This window comes from Halorussus lipolyticus (assembly GCF_029338375.1).
GTDB lineage: Archaea > Halobacteriota > Halobacteria > Halobacteriales > Haladaptataceae > Halorussus > Halorussus lipolyticus.
On record NZ_CP119804.1, the window covers coordinates 2,050,030 to 2,064,397 of the forward strand.

Consider the following 14,368-nt stretch of genomic DNA (forward strand, 5'->3'; position numbering starts at 1 on the left):
ACCCGAACCGACGACGGAGCATCGCCAACAAACGGCTCGAAAGCGGAAAGCAAACAGAACGAAGGTGTAACAGTGGAAGAAGGTAGTGAAGGCAATTCCACAGGCACGTTTACCGACGTGACGCCGGCCGAGCGCCACTCGGCCCGGTCTGCGCTCTACAGCGCGGCGGCGGGTGCGCTCTGCTACCCCGACGCCGAACTCGTCGCGGACCTGACTCACGACGAGACCACCGAGGGCATCCAGTCGGCGGCCGCGAAACTCGATTTGACCGCCGAGGCCGACGCCCTGCTGTCGGCGCTCGATTCGGCCGACACTGACGACCTCGAACCGGCGTACAACGACCTGTTCGGCCTGCCGAGCGACGACGGCACCTACCCCGTGGTGCCCTACGAGGCCGAGTACACGGTCGGCGACGAGGTGGGCAGGCAACAGCGCCGGATTGCGACGGTCGTCGGCCTGCTGGAGGCCTTCGGCGTCGAACCCGCCGACGAGTTCACCGAGCGCCAAGACCACGTGGTCGTGGAACTCGAACTGATGCAGGTCCTGTCCGCTCGCCGGGCGGTCGCCCACGAACGGGACGACGCCGACACCGCGGCCAACCTCGAACGCGCCGAGGCGATGGTGCTTTCCGAACACCTCGAGGACTTCGTGCCCGCCTTCGCCCACGACGTTCGGGGCGCGACCGACGAAGCGTCCGCCGACGCGAAAGCGGTCTACCGCGCCGCGGCCGACCTCGCAGAGGCGGTCGTCACCCGCGATTCGGCCAGTCATCCTGAACCAGATTTGGACTTCGACGCCTCCTCGGAGGTGCGTTCCGGTGCCTGAACGCGACGCCGCGCGGCGAGCGACCGTCGTCACGGCGGTCGTAGTGGCCGCGCTCGTCCTCGCCCAGACCGCCGTCACCGCGGCGGTCACGAGCGGAAGCCAACCTGCGATGTCGGTCGAGGAGGTCCCGAGCGACCCGGCAGACGGGACGTGGCAGGATGCACCGACCCGAAGCGTCTCGCTGTCGAAACAGCAGATGGCCCCGCCCTTCGGCGGCGGGAGCATCGACGAGATGTCGGTCCAGACGGTCCACAACGACACCCACACCGCGTTCCGACTGACGTGGGACGACCCGACCCGCGACGCCAACATCCGGGCACCCGAGAACTACAGCGACGCCGCCGCGGTGATGCTCCGAACCGGCGACAAACCGCCCATCACGATGGGCGCGGCCGGCAAGCCCGTGGACATCTGGTACTGGCGGGCGAGTTGGCAGTTCGAGGACCGCGAGTCGTTCGGCGAGATGTACACCTACCCCCATCCGAACAACGAGACCATGCCGGGCCGTGCTGTCGGCAATCCGCTCTCGAAGGCCCAGTACGACCGGTTCGCCCAGAACTACTACGCCGAGGGCTACGGGTCGCTGACCCACGCTCCTCGCCAGAACGTCCGGGCCGACGCCGAGTACGACGACGGCCAGTGGTCGGTCGTCTTCACCCGGAAGCACGACACCGAAGGCGAGTTCGACGCGAGTCTCGCCGGGTCGAAGAACGTCTATCTGGCCTTCGCGGTCTGGAACGGGAGCGCCGACGAGGTTAACGGCCAGAAGTCGCTCACGCTCCGGTTCACCGAACTCGACACCAAGAAGTGGGCCATGACCGACGCGAGTAGCCAATCCGGCGAATCCGGCGGCCAGTCGGCCGCGTCAGGGTCCGAATCCACCGCCGGCAGACAGTCCGGGGACATGTGGATTACTCGGTCGGTGAGCAACTGGGTCGTCGGCCTCGTGATTACGACCCTGCTCACGTGGACCGTCGTCTACTGGAGGGCCAGAGAATGACCGAGGAGTACGCCAACCGGAGCGCCCGCGCTCGGTCGCCGCTCCGCGGACGGGACGACAGCACCGACCGCGACGACGAGGCCGACCTCCGAAGCCTGCTGGCCTCGGCCTGCGAGTACGAGCGCCGGAACGCCGTCCTCGCGCTGGTCGAGCGAGCAGAGGACGACGGCCTCGACGCCGAGACCACGAGCAAACTCGCCGACCGACTCGCCGAGGACGACAGCGCCGACGTGCGCCAGTTCGCTGTCGAGGTCCTCGGGGTCGCTGGCGCAGAAGCGAGCGCCATCCGGGGCGCGCTCGAAGACGCCGACGAGTGGGTCCGGGCCGAGGCCGTGGTCGCCCTCTCGCGGGTGGACCCGGAAGATGGCCTCCTCTGCGACGCGCTCGAAGACGACAGCGGTTGGGTCCGGCGCAACGCGGTCATCGCGCTGGGCAAGACCGAGCGGGCGACCTTCGCGGACCTGACCGACCGCATCAAGAACGACCCCCATCCCGCGGTCCGGGAGTACGCCGCGCTCTACCTCGGCGAGCGCGCTACCGACGACCAGACGGAAGACGCGGTTCGCCTGCTGGCCGCCGTGCTGGCCCGCGACCCCGAGGCCTTCGTCCGGGCGAAGGCCGCCGAGTCGCTGGGGGACCTCGCCACCGACCGGGCCGAACAGGCGCTGGAGACCCACGGCGTCACCGACCGGAGCGACGACGTGAAGCGGACCGCCAAGCGCGCGCTGGCCTCAGCCCGCGGCGTGGACCCCGACCAGTTGGACATCGAACTCGACGACGGACCGCCCGGCGGCGGCCCCCAATCGCCCGGCGAAACGCCCGGCGGTCCCGGTCCGGGGGCCGGGAAACAGCGACCCGGAAACCACCAGAGGTGACACGCCATGGCAAAGACCAATCCAGAGACCGAACAGGCATCGAACGAATCGCTGGGCGTCTCGGTCCCCGACGAACACGTCGGCGCGTTCGTCGCGGAGGTGTTCGAGGACGTGGAGCGAGACACGACGTGGGAGCAGGTCGTCGGCGAACTGGTCGCCGACGAGGCCCGGAGCGCGTGGGACGCCCTCGAACCGACCGCCCAAATCAGGGAGGTCCTCTCGGCGGCCGCCGACTACGACGAGCAGACCGTCGAACTCCTCGGCGAAATCTCGACCCAACACGGGTCGCCCACGCCGGAAATCCGCGAGCAGTTCGAGGAGGCCATGCGGTGTCGCCGGAACGCCGACCAGTTCCGGGACGCGGTGGCCGCGGCCTACGGCGACGGTCTCGTTGGCGACGACGAACTCGTGGCCGCAGTCGAGGACAGCGACTTCGACACCGCGGTCATCGCCGAGCGCGAGGACGAACTCGAACGGGTCGCCAACGCCTACGACCTTGACTTCCGGCCCTACGGCGGGACCCTGATGCACGACGAGGAGGGCGAGGGCGACGAGGACGAGAACCCGCTGGAAGACTTCGAGGCGTGGTAGCATGACTGACGAAATCACCGAGCGAGTCGAGGAAGCGATTGCGAGCGTCGAGGACCCCGACTTCGGCGCGAGCGTGGTTGACGCTGGCCTCGTGACCGACGTGTCGGTCGCCGATGGCACCGTCACGGTGTCGGTCGATTTGGCCGGCGCGGACCCTGCGGAAGCCGAGGAGGTCGCCGAGAGCATCCGACGCGAAGCGTTCGAGGTCGCTGGCGTCGAGCAGGTCCGAATCGAGGGCGAGACGCCCGAGGCCGGGAGCGAGACGCACAGCAACAGCCACGGCGGCGATTCGGGAGGGAACGGCCACAGCCACGACCACAGCAACACCGGAGGCCACGGCGTCTCGGTTCCCGGCGTCGAGCAGGTGATTGCGGTCGGGAGCGCCAAGGGCGGGGTCGGCAAGACCACTGTGGCGACCCACCTCGCTCGGGCGCTGGCCGAGGAGTACGACGTTGGCCTGTTCGACGCCGACATCCACGGGCCGAACGTGCCCGAGATGACCGGCGTCGAGGGACCCGTCGAGGCCACCGATGACGGCCGGGCCGAACCCGCCGCAGTCGATGGGATGGAAGTGATGAGCGTCGGCCTCGTTGCCAACGACGCGCCGCTGGCGTGGCGGGGCGCGATGGCCCACGACGCGCTGACCGAACTACTGGCAGACACCGCGTGGTCCGACCGCGACGTGCTGGTGGTTGACCTCCCGCCGGGGACGGGCGACGTGGTGCTGACGATGCTTCAGGAGGTCCCGGTTTCCGGGGCGCTCCTCGTGACCACGCCCTTCCCGACCAGCCTCTCGGATACGGGCCGGAGCGCCGCGCTGTTGGAGGAGAACGGCGTCCCGGTCGTCGGAACAGCGGTGAACATGGCCGGATTCGCCTGCGAGGAGTGCGGCCACCACCACGACCTCTACGGCGGCGAGGACGGTGCGGACGGCGGCAAGGAAGGCCCGGAAGCGCAATTAGGCGTCGAGGTGCTGGCCGAACTCCCCTTCGACCGCGGGTTACAGCGTCCGGCGGCCGAGGAAGGAGACGGGACCGACCGACCCAATCCCGTGGCCGACCTCGCCGAATCGGTCGGCGAGTTCCTCGACAGCGACGAGACCGGACCGGTCGCAGTCCCCGACTCGGCGCTCGATATTCGGGGTCTTCCGCCGCGCATCCGCCACGAGCAGGTCGGCGAGGAGTTCCGGGCGCTCGAACCGGGCGAAGACCTGTTCGTGGTGAACGACCACGACCCCTCGCCGCTGGCCGAGATGCTGGCCGGCGAGTACGCCGAGCAGTCGCCGGACGAGGCCTTCGACACCTGCGACGTGCATCGCAAGGGACCGGACGAGTGGGTGCTGGAACTCCGGCGGGCGGTCTGAGAAGCGCGAAACGTTCCGGTCAGCGCGGGCGCTCGGTCACTCCAGTTCGATTTTCCGCACGAAGTCGAGGTTCTTCAGCTCGTTCAGCAGGTCGCCGGGCACGTCGCCGTCGGTGATGATGTAGAGTCGCGGGTCGTCGGTGAACTCGGGGTCCTCGCTGATGGTCTGGCGAATCGAGATGCCGTCGTCGGCGAGGAGGCCGGTCACGGTCGCTACAATTCCGGGTTCGTCGGCGTCGGTGACTTCGACGGTCAGCACCGAGAGGTCCAGCACCGGCGCGAGGTCCATCAGACTCGGAATCGAGGAGATATTCTGGAAGATGCGCCGGAGTTGCTCGTCTTCGAGGATGGCGTCGGTGGTCGAGTCCACCACTCGGCGGTCCACGTCGATTTCGCGGGCGATTTGGGTGTTCGGGATTTCGATGCCGCCGGAGACGACCCGGCCCTCGTCGTTGACGGAGAACCCGCGTTCGAGGAGCAGGCGGATGACGGCCTGTTGGGAGGGACTTCCCTCGAACTTCTGCATAATCTCGTCGAACATCTATTGGCTGGTAATGCGGCGTGGAAGTGTTTAGTGGTGTTGTTGTCCGGTCTTGCCACAAGAAATCTCACCAATTCTCGTAGATGTATATCGTACAGTACTGCGGGCCACGCGCCGTCCACAGGAGTCAAGCAATCAAATTCGATGCTAAAGTAGTATAAATACGTCCTAAAGAAATCAGAGTATGTCTTACCTACCGAGACCAACGTTCAAATGCGAGGACGAAGGAACCCGCCCCGAGGAGCCAACGAATGGACCGAGACCCACCCGACGACACTCGAACTACCGACGCTGAACGAGACGACCCGGAGTGGAACCGCGACCGGTTTCCGGCGTGGGACTCCGAGGAGGGCGCGCTTCGCGCCGCCCGGAGCGAGGCCCGCGAGTCGCTGGCGGAGACGATTCGCGCCATCCGGCGCATCGACCAGTCCGCGATGCGGACGCTCCGAATCGACTTGGTGATACTCGGCCTCTCGCTGACTGTCGCGTCTTCGTTTCAGTCTGTTTCCCGTCTCGTAAACGAACTCACCGTCTCGGGATTCGTCGCAATTGGACTCTCGACCATCGTTGCAATCGTGACGACTCTCGGGACCGGCTATCCGACCGGTGTGAGTGAGGAGTACGTGGCGGAGTTCCAACGAGCGTCGTGGACCGAGCGTGAGTGGAACGAGTGGATGGTACGGGAGTATAGCGAATGGCTTTCGGAAGCGAACGAGATGCTCAACGCCGAGGCGCAGGTTCTGTTTTACACCAAAGCCCTACTCGGAGCGGGATTAGTTCTGTTGATGCTGGGAGTCGTATCGGGCATCGTCGGTTTCACTGACGCGATTACTGAGTTCGGAATAGCGGCATCGACATAGTGAACGTCCCCACTCTTAAGTAGAATAGCGAATATAGACAACACATGGGGAAATCGCCGAAAACAGGCCGAGAGTTAGAGCCACAGCGTGGTCGGAAAGGGCCGAAAATCTTCGGTCGTATCGTCCGTTACTTCGGAAAAACCGACGACTAACCTGCTCGTCGCACCGCCGACCTACAACTGCCCCTTCGTACTCGCCACGTCACCCCTTCGCTCGTCAATCCGCGTCGCATCGTCCAGCGACCGCGCGACCGACTTGAACATCGCTTCGATTTCGTGGTGGGCGTTCTCGCCGGAAATCCCGACGTGCAACGTAAGCCCCGCATTCATCGCCAGCGACCGCATGAAGTGCTTGGCCATGTGGCTGGTCATGTCGCCGACGGTGGCCTGCGAGAAATCGCCCTCGAACTCGAACAGAGGCCGACCGCTCACGTCCACGACGACATCGGCGACGGCCTCGTCCAGCGGAACCTTTCGGTCCGCAAATCGCTCGATGCCGCGCTTGTCGCCCAGCGCGTCGGCGAAGGCCTCGCCGAGGGTGATGGCCACGTCCTCGACGGTGTGGTGGTCGTCGATTTCGAGGTCCCCGTCGCACCGGACCGTCAGGTCGAACAGGCCGTGCTTGGCGAAGCTTTCGAGCATGTGGTCGAAAAAGCCCACGCCCGTCTCGACGGTGGCCTCGCCGTCGCCGTCTACGTCGAGCGTGACCTCGATTTCGGTCTCCGCGGTCTCTCGGGTCACCGCGGCGGTTCTGTCGCTCATACCCGACAGTTCGTCCGGAGGCACAAGGTCGTTGTCCTCCCGGCGAGCGGGTTCGGCGAACCTTCGACCGCAGAGATGACGATCGTCTGACAAAGTTATATAAACGTCCTCGTTGTCGCTCTGAGCGAGACAATGCGTAAAATCGACGTGCTGAGCCTGCTCAGCCTGCTCGTGGGAGGACTCCTGTCGCTGGGTGACGGGATGGTCGTGGGAGTGCCGCTGTTGGCCGCAAGCGCCTACGTGCTGGCGAGAGCGAAACTCGACCCGACTCGGAATCGCCTGACGGCGACCCGCAATCGACTGACGGCCGTAGTGGCCACGGTGACCGCGCTGGCGGGCTAAATCGACTTCGCTTCTTCGAGCGTGAACTCGCCTTCGTAGAGTGCCGTGCCGACGACGACTGCCGCCGCCCCGGCGTCTCGGAGTGCCCGAACGTCGTCCAGCGTGGCGACCCCGCCCGAGGCCACGACCGGGATTTCGACCGCCTCGACCACTTCGCTCACACGGTCGGTCTGAACGCCGGCGAGTTGGCCCTCCACGTCAACGTCGGTGAACAGAATCGCGCCAGCGCCGAGGTCCTCGTAGCGCGCCGCGGCCTCGGCGGGGTCGAGGCCCGTGCCCTCGGTCCACCCGGAAACGACGACCTCACCGTCCTTCGCGTCGAGGCTGACCACCACAGAACCGGGGTACTCGTCCGAAATCTCCGCGACGATTTCGGGGTTCTCGACCGCCGCGGTGCCGAGGATTACCCGGTCCACGCCGCGAGCGAGGAGGTCCGTGGCGTCCTCAACCGTCCGAATTCCGCCGCCGAGTTGCACGTCTGCGTCCTCGCCGACCGCATCGAGGACCGCCTCGACCGCCGGGGCGTTCTCACGTTCGCCCTCGAAGGCTCCGTCGAGGTCCACGAGGTGGAGGGTCTCCGCGCCCTGCTCGACCCACTGCTCGGCGGCCGCGACCGGATTACCGTAGGTTTTCTCGGTACCGCGCTCGCCGGCGACGAGTTGGACGACTTCGCCGTCCTGCATGTCTACCGCCGGGACGACCTCGAACTCGGGGAAGTGTGTCATTGGGGAAGGGTAGGGAGAGTAGCGGTCTAAATCCCTCGGAAGCGACTCTCCGCGCTACCTGCGCCTTCCGGTCGTTTCAAGCCCCCGGCGGGCGAACCCCCGGCCATGACGCTGGTCGCGTTCGATTTCGACGGTACGCTCTCAGACTCGGAGATGACGGTCCTCCTCGGCGAGCGCCAAGGAGTCGCCGATGAGATGGCCGACATCACCGAGCGAGCGATGAACGACGAGATTAGCTACGCCAAGAGCCTCCGGGACCGGGCGGCCCTGCTGGAAGGCCTCTCGAACGAGCGGGCCGAGGACGCCTTCGACGACGTGTTCCTCCGACCCGACGCCGCGACGGTCATCCGGGAACTCAACGAGGCCGGCGTGACCACCGCCATCCTGACCGGCGGGTTCGAGCGCGGCGTCGAAGTCGCGCTGGAGCGAGAGGGCGTCTCGGTGGACACCATCGTCGCCAACCGCCTGCCGGTCGAGGAGGGCGAACTCACGGGCGAGGTCGAAGGGCCGCTCATCGAGGGCACGAAGGACGACGCCCTCGAACGTCTCGCCGGCGAGCGGGAAATCGACATGCGAGACACCATCGCGGTCGGCGACGGTGCGAACGACCTGCCCATGCTGGAAGTCGCCGGCCTCTCGGTGGGCTTCATCCCCAAGTCGGCGGTCCGGCCGTCCTGTGACATCGTGGTGGCGACGATGGAACGGCTTCGGGACGTGTTCGACGAGGAGGGACTGCTGGACTGACCGAAAGAGCGTTCCATTTCGGCCCCGTGATAGCACGTATCCTGCTGTCTTTATCTCCTCAGCGCGCCTCTGTATAGTCGGTGACTTAGAATGGCTCGATACGACCCCTTCGAGGAGATGGACCGAATGTTTGAACAACTCCGAACCCGCGTATGGACCCCTGAGGACGCCCTGAGCGGCGGGCGCGGAACGTCCGGCGGCCTCGGCATGCCCGCCCGGAAGGACGACGCCGTGAGCATGGACCTCACGAAGCACGACGACGAATTCGTCTTCGCCGCCGACCTGCCGGGATTCGAGCGCGAGGACATCGACCTCACGTTCTCGGAGGGCGTGCTGACCCTCGTCGCCGAGAGCGAGACCAGCGAGGAGCGGACCATCGGCGGAGACGCTCGGACCGCGAGCGGCCGGACTGGAACCGACCAGACCGGAACCGACGAGGCCCGGCCCGAGGCCGACGAAATCGCGGTCCGGACCCAGTTCGCTCGCTCGCGCCGCGTCGCAGAGCGCGTCACGATTCCCGAGGCCATCGTCGAGGACGAGATTCTGGCCTCCTACCGAAACGGCGTGCTGGAGGTCCACCTGCCGCTGGCGGACCCCGCGAGCGCGGACGACGAGTCGAGAATCGACATCATCGACTAGAGTTTCTTTTGGCGTCGTACTCGAAGATAGATAGAGGATTCTTTCGGTATTGTATCTCGTCTGTAAGCAATTGTTTTGTTTGCTACTGCGGGGAAATTCCCGAAAGAGCAGGGCGGACGGAGCGACCGGTTGCTCGAAAATCGTCCCGCTCTGCTACTGCATCGCGTCCAACTGCACCGCTACCCTACTGCACAGCACCACAACCGCACACGCCCAACTGCACAGCACCACAACCACACCGCGCCCCGTGCCTCCCCGCCGCGTTTGCGCGGAACTGCGCAAACGCGGCGCGCCCCGTAGTCGGTGCCAATTCACGGTCCTCGCCTGCTACCACGACCGGGACACTAGTCACACCTGCTACCACGACCGGGACACTACCCTTTTCCCGCCGGACTCCGACGGTTCTCCCATGACCAGCATCGCCGTCGTGGGCGCTGGCGTGGCCGGACTCGCCGCCGCCTACGCGCTCCGAGACGCCGACGCAGACGTGACGGTGTACGAGCGCCGCGATACGGTCGGAGGCCGGGCCGCGACCCACCGCCGAGACGAGTGCGTCTTCGACGTGGGCGCGAACTACGTCAAGGAGGCCGACGAGGACGGGCGCGTCAGCGAACTCCTCACCACCGAACTCGCCGACGGACTCGTAGACACCGAGGAGCCGGTTTGGACCTTCAACGCTGACGGGGAAATCTCGGAGGGCCGAGGAGACGACAGTCCGAAGTGGACCTACCGCGAGGGACTGGCGACCCTCGGCGACCGACTCGCCGACGCCGCAGACGCCGAGGTCCGGACCGGTACCGAGGTCGAGACCTTCGCCCGCGAGGACGACGAGTGGTGGCTCAGGGTCCGGGGCGGCGAAGCGACCGCCGACCGTCTCGTCTTGACGCCGCCCGCGCCGACTACCGCGTACCTCCTCGACCGGGCCGACTGGGACGACCCGCTCTGTTCGGACCTCGTGGAGACGGCGTCCGACGTGCCCTACCGGACCCTGCTGTCGGTCGCGCTCCACTACCCCGACCGCACCGACCTGCCCTACTACGCGCTGGTCAACGCCGACAAGGACCACGACCTCGGGTGGATTTCCCGCGAGGAGTGCAAGCCCGGTCACGTCCCCGAAGGCGAGAGCCTGCTCATCGTCCAACCCTCCCCGGAGTGGTCGCGCCAGCACTACGACGAACCCGACGACCAAATCGCCATCGGGGCGGCCGACCGGACCGCGGAACTGCTCGACGACGCCGACCGCTACCAGTTCGACTGGGCCGAGGTCGTTCGGTGGCGCGACGCGCTCCCCGACGCCGGCGCGGACGCCGACGTTCTCGAACGCGCCGCCGACCAAGCCCTCTACTTCGCCGGCGACTGGGTTGCCGGGGAGGGTCGGATTCACGCCGCGCTCCGGAGCGGCCTCGAAACCGGCGACGAAATCAGGAAGTCGCTCTAACCCCGCCGGAGCGACACGACCGACGCCCCCGAGACCAACAGCACCGCTGTGACGTGGCCGGCGACGGCCCCGACCAGCAGAATTCGGTCCCAGATGAACGGCACCAACAGGAGTTGGACCACCGCGAACCCGATTGTCAGGAGTTCGATGCGGAGGAGGTGCCGGCGGTCCTCGGCGTCGAACCGGTCGCCGTACTGGAGCGTCCGCCAGAGGCCGGTCACGCTGGCCCACCATCCGGTTCCGATGCGGTAGCAGAGGTCCCACAGCACCAGCAGAGTCAGGTAGACCGCGGGCGCTGGCGGCGTCTCGCCGAGGAGCAAGGTCAACAGCGGGACCTGCCCGCTCCGGGCGTCCACCGCGAACAGGTACGTGAGGAGCGCGACGAACGACAGCACGCCCAGCACGACCTCGATGCTGGACGAAAAGAGGAGTCGTCGGTACGAGTCGGGGGTGTCCAACTCCCGAATCTCGTCGCCGAGCGCGAGCATCACGTAGCTTCCCGCGGCCGCGACGACCACCGCGGCGGTTCCGGCGGGCACCGCGCTCCAGAGGTCGTAAATCGCCGCGAATGCCAGAATCAGTCCCTCGAACAGCAGAAACTGGATGCCGACCGCGACCGGTTGGGACAGCGACAGGCCGGGAATCGCGCCGACGATGCTCTCGTAGACCCACGCCTCGCCGTACCGAGTCGTGAGATTTCGGTCGGGGCCGGTCGGCGAGTCGGCGTCCTCGCCCGCCGGGTCCCGACCGCTCATTCGTCGTCCCATTCGTCGGGTCCCGACAGCGCGCGTTCGACCGCCTCGTCGAAGGGCGTCAACTCGACAGCTATCAGCCTCCGGATGGGGTCGTCGTCGGCCACGACCGGGTTCTTGAGTCCGGAGATGAGGGGGTGGGCGATGGACTTGGGCACGTCCGTCACCAAATCGACCCAGTAGGCCGAGAGGTTCGGCGTCAGCACCGGGACCGAGAGGACGGCGGGTTCCTTGCCCATCACCCTGCCGGTCCGGCGCATCATCTCGGCGTAGGTCAGCACCTCGGGACCGCCGACCTCGTAGGTCTGGCCCGCCGTCTCGGGCGCGTCGAGGACCCCGACCAGATACGCCACCACGTCGGAGATGGCGATTGGCTGGCACTCGTTGTGGACCCACTTGGGCGTCACCATCACCGGCAACTTATCGACCAACTCGCGTATCATCTGGAAACTCGCGCTCCCGTCGCCGATGACGATGGCCGCCCGGAGCGTGGTCAACGCGAAGGTGGCCTCGTCGGCGAGGATGGTCTCGACCTCGCGCCGGGACTTGAGGTGTTCGGACAGCACGTCGCCCGTCTCGCCCAGTCCGCCGAGGTAAATCACTCGCTGGAGGTCCGACCCCCTCGCGGCGTCCACGAAGTTTCGGGCCGCGAGTCGGTCGCGTTCCGCGAAGTCCTCGCCGGTCCGCATCGAGTGGACGAGGTAGTACGCCGAGTCGATGTCCTCGAAGATTCCGTCCAGACTCTCGCGCTCGAGCAGGTCGGCCTCCACGACTGCCACGTTCTCCGGAGCGTCGTACCTGTCGGCGTCACGAACCAGCGCGACGACCTCGTGGCCGGCCTCCAGCAGGGCCGGGACGAGGTTCCCGCCGACGAATCCCGTCGCTCCCGTCACCAGTACGCGCATTTGGCGTTACTTCGGCCCGAACGACAAGAAATTGTCGGCGGGCAGGAACGAGGCGTTTCGGGGAAAATCGAGGCTACCGGTTCTCATCTATCCAGCGACACCACTCTCTGAAGTCGTTCGCGCCGGATTGCTCTGCAATCGATTTCAGTGTGCCGTGCGGAATACTATCACTCCCTTTCATCGGAACCGTGACGATTCGAACCTCCGTGGTGTTGGGACTCTCCCAACGAAGTTTGAGATGACTCCCAGTTCTGTCGGCCGGTTCAAAACCGTGGTCCGTAAGCACTTTTGCGATGTCTTGCCCCGAGAAAGAGGTCCGAACCATCTACACTACTGCATGAAATCTGGCAGTTCCTTATCACCGTCGATTTCGTCACAATCGCCGTTTATCTCCTCATCGAGGAACGCCGTTGTGTCCTCGATAGGCTCTCCGCCTCCGTCGTGGAGATGGAGGGCTTCTGCCAGCATGGCAAGTGCTTCGGCTTTGGTCTCGCCGTAGGAAGCGACGCCAGTTTCTGTATCTTTGGCCGTGATTCGTCCGTCGTCCTCGTAGATGAACTCGACGCAATCAGTCTGGCCGCTTTCGCTCTTCGTTCCCATGCTACTCCTCTGTCGTAGAGGAACGGCCCCTGACGTATTGCTTTTTCCCTCGGCAAGGAGGTTCTGACTCGACAAACGCCCCCGGCCACGTCCGCCGGACCATCCAAAGCCTACTTTGCCCATGTTTCAAGCACATATTCATTTCTTTTCCACTCCTACAGGATGCTTGCCGCCGACTGGTCAAAAGCGAACGCCGAGGAGTCCGACTGCCTCGCCGTCAGGACTCGCTGTCAGGCGGCGGGCGTTCGCCCAACTCGATTTCGACCTGCATCCGCTCGCCGTCGCGCAGAATCGTCATCGTCACGGTGTCGCCCGGACTCGTCGTGGTGAGGTAACTAGAGAGGTCCTCGCCGGTGAGTATCTGTCTGCCCTCGATGGACAGAATCACGTCGCCGCCGGCCGGGACCTCGACGCCTCGGACCTCCTCGGTGTCCGGGCTACCCCGTAGAATCCCGTCGGCGGGCGACCCCGAAATCACCTCCCGGACCAGCACACCCCGCGTCACGTCAAGGCCGTTGGCCTCGGCGATGATGGGCGACACTTCGATGGTCGAAATACCGACGAAGGAACTGGCGTACGAGCCGTTTTCGATGAGCGACGGGACGACGCGCTCGACGCGACTCGCCGGGACCGCGAATCCGGTGTTCTCGCTCCCCGAGAGCGTCGCGGTGTTGACGCCCAGCACCCGTCCTTCGCAGTCTACCAGCGGCCCGCCGCTGTTACCCGGATTGATGGCCGCGGTGGTCTGGATGGTGTTGGGAATCGTGAACTGCGGCCCCTGCGGTCCGCCGGCGGGAAGCGACCGATTCGTCCCGCTGACGATGCCGTCGGTGATGGTCGCTTCGAGGCCGAGCGGACTCCCCAGCGCGCCGACCGGTTGGCCGGGTTGGGGTTGCCGGGGCTGAAGTTCAAGCGGGTCGGCGTAGTCCGGGGTCTGGTTGACCTCCAGCACCGCGAGGTCGCTGTAGGCGTCGGTGCCGATGACCTCGGCAGTGTGCCACTCGCCGCGGTTGAACTGGACTTCGACCATCGAGGAGTTAGCGACGACGTGCTGGTTCGTGACGATGCGACCCTCGTCGTCGTAGACGAACCCCGACCCGAGGCCCTGACGCTCCTCGGTCAGGACCTGCACCGTCACGACCGAATCTATCGCCCGGTCGTACAGCGACTGATAGTTACACGAGGCTTGCAGGTCCGCCGTGGCCTCGGCGTTCGGTTCCCCCACGTGTTCGACTGCTCCCGCCGGTCCCATCCCGAGGAGTACGAGCGCCAGTACCCCTACGAGCAGAGATTGTCCGCGCATCGACGTTCGAGACGGTACGAACCGGCAAGTAAGTGGGGGCCTGTCGAACGCTCGCCGGGACGCCACTCCTCGCCCCGCCTGCCGGGACCACACCGGCGGGACTTT

At 66.0% G+C, this 14,368-nt stretch carries 18 protein-coding genes; 10 read left to right on the plus strand and 8 right to left on the minus strand.

Annotated features, from left to right (window positions below; all coding sequences use genetic code 11):
- Nucleotides 1-72: 72 nt before the first annotated feature.
- Genes P2T57_RS10440 through P2T57_RS10460 form a run of 5 tightly spaced genes read left to right on the plus strand, consistent with a single transcriptional unit; the run spans nucleotide 73 to nucleotide 4,654 of the window.
- Nucleotides 73-825 (plus strand): TorD/DmsD family molecular chaperone, encoded by a 753-nt coding sequence (locus P2T57_RS10440; RefSeq protein ID WP_276299141.1) that lies wholly within the window; start codon nucleotides 73-75, stop codon nucleotides 823-825.
- Nucleotides 818-1,825 carry an ethylbenzene dehydrogenase-related protein gene (locus tag P2T57_RS10445; protein WP_276299142.1) on the plus strand — a complete coding sequence of 336 codons (1,008 nt, stop codon included), beginning with the start codon at nucleotides 818-820 and terminating at the stop codon, nucleotides 1,823-1,825. The genes P2T57_RS10440 and P2T57_RS10445 overlap by 8 nt, the downstream gene beginning before the upstream one ends.
- Nucleotides 1,822-2,700 (plus strand): HEAT repeat domain-containing protein, encoded by an 879-nt coding sequence (locus P2T57_RS10450; protein ID WP_276299143.1) that lies wholly within the window; start codon nucleotides 1,822-1,824, stop codon nucleotides 2,698-2,700. Before P2T57_RS10445 ends, P2T57_RS10450 begins: the two co-directional genes overlap by 4 nt.
- Before the next feature lie 6 nt (nucleotides 2,701-2,706).
- The gene (locus P2T57_RS10455) at nucleotides 2,707-3,291 is read left to right on the plus strand and encodes a hypothetical protein (protein ID WP_276299144.1); all 585 of its coding nucleotides are present in this window, start codon (nucleotides 2,707-2,709) and stop codon (nucleotides 3,289-3,291) included.
- Between the two features lies 1 nt (nucleotide 3,292).
- Nucleotides 3,293-4,654 carry a P-loop NTPase gene (locus tag P2T57_RS10460; RefSeq protein WP_276299145.1) on the plus strand — a complete coding sequence of 454 codons (1,362 nt, stop codon included), beginning with the start codon at nucleotides 3,293-3,295 and terminating at the stop codon, nucleotides 4,652-4,654.
- A gap of 36 nt (nucleotides 4,655-4,690) precedes the next feature.
- On the opposite strand, the gene P2T57_RS10465 is transcribed toward P2T57_RS10460, so the two are convergent.
- Nucleotides 4,691-5,194 (minus strand): TrpY family transcription regulator, encoded by a 504-nt coding sequence (locus P2T57_RS10465; RefSeq protein ID WP_276299146.1) that lies wholly within the window; start codon nucleotides 5,192-5,194, stop codon nucleotides 4,691-4,693.
- A 251-nt stretch (nucleotides 5,195-5,445) separates the two neighbouring features.
- On the opposite strand from P2T57_RS10465, the gene P2T57_RS10470 reads away from it, so the two are divergent.
- A complete protein-coding gene (locus tag P2T57_RS10470; RefSeq protein ID WP_276299147.1) occupies nucleotides 5,446-6,054 on the plus strand; it encodes a hypothetical protein in 609 nt (202 codons plus the stop codon).
- 173 nt (nucleotides 6,055-6,227) lie between these two features.
- Here the strand turns inward: P2T57_RS10470 and hisB are convergent, their stop codons facing one another.
- On the minus strand, nucleotides 6,228-6,815 hold the full coding sequence (hisB, locus tag P2T57_RS10475) for an imidazoleglycerol-phosphate dehydratase HisB (protein WP_276299148.1): 588 nt from the start codon (nucleotides 6,813-6,815) through the stop codon (nucleotides 6,228-6,230).
- A 132-nt stretch (nucleotides 6,816-6,947) separates the two neighbouring features.
- Between hisB and P2T57_RS10480 the strand changes: the two genes are divergently transcribed.
- On the plus strand, nucleotides 6,948-7,157 hold the full coding sequence (locus P2T57_RS10480; RefSeq protein WP_276299149.1) for a hypothetical protein: 210 nt from the start codon (nucleotides 6,948-6,950) through the stop codon (nucleotides 7,155-7,157).
- On the opposite strand, the gene hisA is transcribed toward P2T57_RS10480, so the two are convergent.
- The gene (hisA, locus tag P2T57_RS10485) at nucleotides 7,154-7,882 is read right to left on the minus strand and encodes a 1-(5-phosphoribosyl)-5-[(5-phosphoribosylamino)methylideneamino]imidazole-4-carboxamide isomerase (protein ID WP_276299150.1); all 729 of its coding nucleotides are present in this window, start codon (nucleotides 7,880-7,882) and stop codon (nucleotides 7,154-7,156) included. The genes P2T57_RS10480 and hisA overlap by 4 nt on opposite strands.
- A gap of 105 nt (nucleotides 7,883-7,987) precedes the next feature.
- Here hisA and serB point away from each other — a divergent pair, with 105 nt between their 5' ends.
- The 3 genes from serB to P2T57_RS10500 all read left to right on the plus strand — a co-directional run bounded on the left by serB (nucleotide 7,988) and on the right by P2T57_RS10500 (nucleotide 10,703).
- Nucleotides 7,988-8,626, plus strand: a complete 639-nt coding sequence (gene serB / locus P2T57_RS10490; protein ID WP_276299151.1) for a phosphoserine phosphatase SerB — start codon at nucleotides 7,988-7,990, stop codon at nucleotides 8,624-8,626.
- A gap of 90 nt (nucleotides 8,627-8,716) precedes the next feature.
- Nucleotides 8,717-9,265: an Hsp20/alpha crystallin family protein gene (locus P2T57_RS10495; protein ID WP_276299152.1), complete on the plus strand. Its 549-nt coding sequence runs from the start codon at nucleotides 8,717-8,719 to the stop codon at nucleotides 9,263-9,265.
- Nucleotides 9,266-9,674: 409 nt separating this feature from the next.
- On the plus strand, nucleotides 9,675-10,703 hold the full coding sequence (locus P2T57_RS10500) for an NAD(P)/FAD-dependent oxidoreductase (protein WP_276299153.1): 1,029 nt from the start codon (nucleotides 9,675-9,677) through the stop codon (nucleotides 10,701-10,703).
- On the opposite strand, the gene P2T57_RS10505 is transcribed toward P2T57_RS10500, so the two are convergent.
- From P2T57_RS10505 to P2T57_RS10525, 5 genes are all read right to left on the minus strand, one after another.
- Complete coding sequence (locus P2T57_RS10505) at nucleotides 10,700-11,458, minus strand: DUF7530 family protein (protein WP_276299154.1); 759 nt, start codon at nucleotides 11,456-11,458, stop codon at nucleotides 10,700-10,702. The genes P2T57_RS10500 and P2T57_RS10505 overlap by 4 nt on opposite strands.
- The gene (locus P2T57_RS10510) at nucleotides 11,455-12,360 is read right to left on the minus strand and encodes an NAD(P)H-binding protein (protein WP_276299155.1); all 906 of its coding nucleotides are present in this window, start codon (nucleotides 12,358-12,360) and stop codon (nucleotides 11,455-11,457) included. Before P2T57_RS10510 ends, P2T57_RS10505 begins: the two co-directional genes overlap by 4 nt.
- A 73-nt stretch (nucleotides 12,361-12,433) precedes the next feature.
- Complete coding sequence (locus tag P2T57_RS10515) at nucleotides 12,434-12,685, minus strand: type II toxin-antitoxin system HicA family toxin (protein ID WP_276299156.1); 252 nt, start codon at nucleotides 12,683-12,685, stop codon at nucleotides 12,434-12,436.
- A 5-nt stretch (nucleotides 12,686-12,690) separates the two neighbouring features.
- Entirely contained in the window at nucleotides 12,691-12,960 is a 270-nt protein-coding gene (locus P2T57_RS10520; protein ID WP_276299157.1) for a type II toxin-antitoxin system HicB family antitoxin, read from the minus strand.
- 217 nt (nucleotides 12,961-13,177) lie between these two features.
- Nucleotides 13,178-14,263 (minus strand): S1C family serine protease, encoded by a 1,086-nt coding sequence (locus tag P2T57_RS10525; RefSeq protein ID WP_276299158.1) that lies wholly within the window; start codon nucleotides 14,261-14,263, stop codon nucleotides 13,178-13,180.
- Between the last annotated feature and the right edge of the window lie 105 nt (nucleotides 14,264-14,368).

What these genes read in the sequence shown, in the direction of transcription:
- P2T57_RS10450 (WP_276299143.1), top strand. Translation starts at nt 1,822, where the DNA reads ATGACCGAGGAGTACGCCAACCGGAGCGCCCGCGCTCGGTCGCCGCTC.
- P2T57_RS10455 (WP_276299144.1), top strand. Translation starts at nt 2,707, where the DNA reads ATGGCAAAGACCAATCCAGAGACCGAACAGGCATCGAACGAATCGCTG.
- P2T57_RS10460 (WP_276299145.1), top strand. Translation starts at nt 3,293, where the DNA reads ATGACTGACGAAATCACCGAGCGAGTCGAGGAAGCGATTGCGAGCGTC.
- P2T57_RS10465 (WP_276299146.1), bottom strand. Translation starts at nt 5,194, where the DNA reads ATGTTCGACGAGATTATGCAGAAGTTCGAGGGAAGTCCCTCCCAACAG.
- P2T57_RS10470 (WP_276299147.1), top strand. Translation starts at nt 5,446, where the DNA reads ATGGACCGAGACCCACCCGACGACACTCGAACTACCGACGCTGAACGA.
- hisB (WP_276299148.1), bottom strand. Translation starts at nt 6,815, where the DNA reads ATGAGCGACAGAACCGCCGCGGTGACCCGAGAGACCGCGGAGACCGAA.
- P2T57_RS10480 (WP_276299149.1), top strand. Translation starts at nt 6,948, where the DNA reads ATGCGTAAAATCGACGTGCTGAGCCTGCTCAGCCTGCTCGTGGGAGGA.
- hisA (WP_276299150.1), bottom strand. Translation starts at nt 7,882, where the DNA reads ATGACACACTTCCCCGAGTTCGAGGTCGTCCCGGCGGTAGACATGCAG.
- serB (WP_276299151.1), top strand. Translation starts at nt 7,988, where the DNA reads ATGACGCTGGTCGCGTTCGATTTCGACGGTACGCTCTCAGACTCGGAG.
- P2T57_RS10495 (WP_276299152.1), top strand. Translation starts at nt 8,717, where the DNA reads ATGGCTCGATACGACCCCTTCGAGGAGATGGACCGAATGTTTGAACAA.
- P2T57_RS10500 (WP_276299153.1), top strand. Translation starts at nt 9,675, where the DNA reads ATGACCAGCATCGCCGTCGTGGGCGCTGGCGTGGCCGGACTCGCCGCC.
- P2T57_RS10505 (WP_276299154.1), bottom strand. Translation starts at nt 11,458, where the DNA reads ATGAGCGGTCGGGACCCGGCGGGCGAGGACGCCGACTCGCCGACCGGC.
- P2T57_RS10510 (WP_276299155.1), bottom strand. Translation starts at nt 12,360, where the DNA reads ATGCGCGTACTGGTGACGGGAGCGACGGGATTCGTCGGCGGGAACCTC.
- P2T57_RS10515 (WP_276299156.1), bottom strand. Translation starts at nt 12,685, where the DNA reads ATGGTTCGGACCTCTTTCTCGGGGCAAGACATCGCAAAAGTGCTTACG.
- P2T57_RS10520 (WP_276299157.1), bottom strand. Translation starts at nt 12,960, where the DNA reads ATGGGAACGAAGAGCGAAAGCGGCCAGACTGATTGCGTCGAGTTCATC.
- P2T57_RS10525 (WP_276299158.1), bottom strand. Translation starts at nt 14,263, where the DNA reads ATGCGCGGACAATCTCTGCTCGTAGGGGTACTGGCGCTCGTACTCCTC.